We start from the raw sequence: 3,028 nt of genomic DNA on the forward strand, positions 1-3,028 counted from the left end.
CGCATGCCGGGGTGCCCAGTTTTGAGCTCGAGGAAAACGAGATCGAGATCGGCATCGGCATCCACGGCGAACCGGGACGGCACCGCATCCCGATGGAAAACGCCGACGGCATCACCGACCGGCTCCTGGATCCGGTGGTCAGCGACCTCGGCCTTGCTTCCGGGGACCAGGTGCTCCTGTTCGTCAACGGCATGGGCGGCACCCCGCAAAGCGAGCTGTACATCGTCTACCGCAGGGCCGCGCAGAAACTGGCCGAGCAGGGCGTCACCGTGGCCCGCTCCCTGGTGGGCAACTTCATCACCTCCCTCGAAATGCAGGGCTGCTCCATCACTGTCCTGCGCCTCGATGACGAGATGACAACGCTCTGGGACGCTCCAGTGCACACTCCGGCCCTTCGCTGGGGCGTCTGACCGTGGGCTTGGACGTCGGCTGGGCGGTGCGGTGGCTGACGCTTTCGGCGCAGGCCATGGCGGAACACCGGGTGGAACTGATCGAGCTGGACCGGCCCATCGGGGACTCGGACCACGGCGAGAACATGGACCGCGGCTTCAGGGCCGTGATGGACAAACTTGCCGAGGCGCCGCCGGAAACCCCGGCCGCGGCGCTGAAACTGACGGCCATGACGCTGATGTCCAAGGTTGGCGGGGCGGCCGGCCCGCTTTACGGCACGGCGTTCCTGCGGGCCGCCACGGCCCTGGGTGAGAGCTCCGACGTCGACGCCGCCACCCTCGCCGCCGCGCTGCAGGCCGCCCGCGACGGGATCGTCGCCCGCGGCAAGGCCGAATCCGGCGACAAGACCATGGTGGACGCCTGGACTCCCGCGATCGAGGCGGCCGCCGCAGCGGCTGGCGACGGCGACGGGGACGTCAGAAAGGTGCTGCTTGCCGCGGCGGAAGCCGCCGAAGCCGGCGCCGTGTCCACGGATCCGATGCTCGCCCGCAAGGGCCGGGCCAGCTACCTGGGGGAGCGCAGCATCGGCCACCGCGACCCCGGAGCGGTCTCCAGCGCGCTGATTCTGCGCGCCGCGGCCGGAGCGGCCGAATGACAGTCCGGCTGGTGGTCGTCTCGCACAGCTCCAAGATCGCGGACGGCGCCGTCGAACTCGCCGCGCAGATGGCTCCCGACGTCCTGATCCTCCCCGCCGGCGGCACCGACGACGGCCGCATCGGCACGAGCCTGGACAAGGTCATGGCGGCCCTGGAGCAGGCTGCCGGTGACGGTGTGGTGGTGCTCGCCGACCTCGGCTCCGCGGTGATGACGGCCGAGTCCGCTGCGGAGTTTGCAGCCGATCCAGGCTCGGTGCTGATTGCTGACGCGCCCATCGTCGAAGGACTCGTCGCGGCCGCGGTGGCTGCCCAGGCAGGGGCCGAAGCGGCAGCGGTGAAGGACGCGGCCGAGGCCGTCTACCGGCCCCCCGCCCATCCCGCGGAGGCGGGGCATGTGCACCAGCAGCCGCCGGACGCCACCGGGGACTTTGTGCTCGTCAACCATACCGGCATGCATGCCCGGCCGGCAGCGAAGATCGCCGGAGGCCTGTCCGCCATGGACGCCGAGGTGACCGTGAACGGCGCCGATGGCGCCTCCATGACCGAGCTCATGATGCTTGCCGCCGGCAAGGGAACCGTCCTGCACGTGGAGGCCAGCGGCCCGGACGCCGCCAAGGCTGTCGACTACCTTGAACGCCTGGTCGGCTCGGGGTTCGGAGAACCGTAAGCGCTAGGGTGCCTGGCGGAGGCCGGCCGCGTCGAGCACCACGCTGGCGGTGATGAAGGTTCCGCACTGCTCACCAAACGGGTGTGCCGCCCGGGGCGTGAACGCCGCGGTCCTGGCCGGCAGCGGGTTCCCGGCGGTGTCCGTGCCCGTGGCCGTCACCTCGATCCGGCTGGCGCTCAGCGTCTCCATCATCAGCATTCCGGTCAGGGTGCCGTCGGGCGAAGAAGTGGCCGAGCAGACGCAGTCGCCGCCGTAGGGGCCCGGCTCGCAGCCTTGGTCCACGGCCGTGCTCCCGGGAACCAGTTCGAGGTCCGCCTCCTTGCAGCGGCCGTCCTGGCACGCGGCCAGATGGATGGTCCGCACTGACGGGGCGTACTCCCGGTCCACCGTGAGCGACACAACGGGCGCCTGGGCGATCGCCGGGCAGGCGGCCTCCGGCCGGCACGCGACAGCCACGACTGCGGTGAGGACCAGCACGGCCGCGGCCGCCAGCTTGCGCATGCTCCAGCGTAGATCCTCAGCCCGGGAGCCGGAAGCCGCCCTGGTGCAGTTCGGCGAGGCCGTCGCCCAGCAGCCCTGCCATCGCCCGTTCCAGCTGCTCGGGGGCCGCGTTGAGCCGGTGCAGGGCCGCGAGCGGAATGCCGATGCCCTGCGGTTCGAAGCCCAGGTCCGCGGGAGCCTGGTGGAACAGGACCGGCGCCACGGGCTCCTCGGCTGCCCGCAGGACGGCCATCACGGCGCCGCGTACCTGCCGGTCCGTGCCGTGCCAGGCCTGTCCCTTGGGCGTGTACGTCGGCGCCGGCTCCCCGGCCGCCAGCCAGGCGCAGGACTCCCGGACAGGGCACTGGCCGCACTTGGGGGTCCGCGCAGTGCAGACCAGGGCGCCGAGTTCCATGACGGCGGCGTTCCAGCGCACCGAGGCGCCGGGGCGTTCCGGAAGCAGCGATGCCGCCAGCCGCATTTCGGCGGCGGTCAGGGCCTGCGCCGGCAGGGCAGAGCCGGTGACCAGCCGCGCGTGGACCCGGCGGATGTTCGTGTCCACCACCGTTTCGCGGCATCCGTAGGCGAACGCGGCGACGGCCGCGGCCGTGTAGCTGCCCACGCCCGGCAGGTCCAGGAGCTCGGTGTAGGTGCCGGGGACGGCCCCGCCGTGGCTGTCCCTGATGGCGACGGCGGCAGCATGAAGGCGCAGGGCGCGCCGGGGATATCCCAGCCGGCCCCAGGACCGGACGGCCTCCCCGGCGGGTTCGCCGGCCAGATCTGCCGGTTCCGGCCAGCGGCGCAGCCACTCCTCCCAGACCGGCAGGACCCGGAC

5 protein-coding genes are annotated in these 3,028 nt (G+C 72.2%); 3 read left to right on the plus strand and 2 right to left on the minus strand.

All coding sequences use genetic code 11. From position 1 onward, the window contains the following. The 3 genes from LQV45_RS23215 to dhaM form a co-directional block, all read left to right on the plus strand. Positions 1–410 (plus strand): dihydroxyacetone kinase subunit DhaK (locus LQV45_RS23215; RefSeq protein ID WP_230009015.1); only part of this gene is annotated, 410 nt, incomplete at its 5' end. 2 nt (positions 411–412) lie between these two features. Then, positions 413–1,045: a dihydroxyacetone kinase subunit DhaL gene (gene dhaL, locus LQV45_RS23220; protein WP_223914688.1), complete on the plus strand. Its 633-nt coding sequence runs from the start codon at positions 413–415 to the stop codon at positions 1,043–1,045. Beyond that, entirely contained in the window at positions 1,042–1,713 is a 672-nt protein-coding gene (gene dhaM / locus LQV45_RS23225) for a dihydroxyacetone kinase phosphoryl donor subunit DhaM (protein ID WP_230009016.1), read from the plus strand. The genes dhaL and dhaM overlap by 4 nt, the downstream gene beginning before the upstream one ends. Positions 1,714–1,716: 3 nt before the next feature. On the opposite strand, the gene LQV45_RS23230 is transcribed toward dhaM, so the two are convergent. Then, on the minus strand, positions 1,717–2,214 hold the full coding sequence (locus LQV45_RS23230) for a hypothetical protein (RefSeq protein ID WP_230009017.1): 498 nt from the start codon (positions 2,212–2,214) through the stop codon (positions 1,717–1,719). Between the two features lie 16 nt (positions 2,215–2,230). After that, positions 2,231–3,028 (minus strand): A/G-specific adenine glycosylase (locus LQV45_RS23235; protein ID WP_230009018.1); only part of this gene is annotated, 798 nt, incomplete at its 5' end.

The sequence above is a fragment of the Microbacterium sp. Bi128 genome (assembly GCF_918698205.1).

Coding starts and splice junctions, on each gene's coding strand:
- dhaM (WP_230009016.1), top strand. CDS start 1,042: ATGACAGTCCGGCTGGTGGTCGTCTCGCACAGCTCCAAGATCGCGGAC.
- LQV45_RS23230 (WP_230009017.1), bottom strand. CDS start 2,214: ATGCGCAAGCTGGCGGCCGCGGCCGTGCTGGTCCTCACCGCAGTCGTG.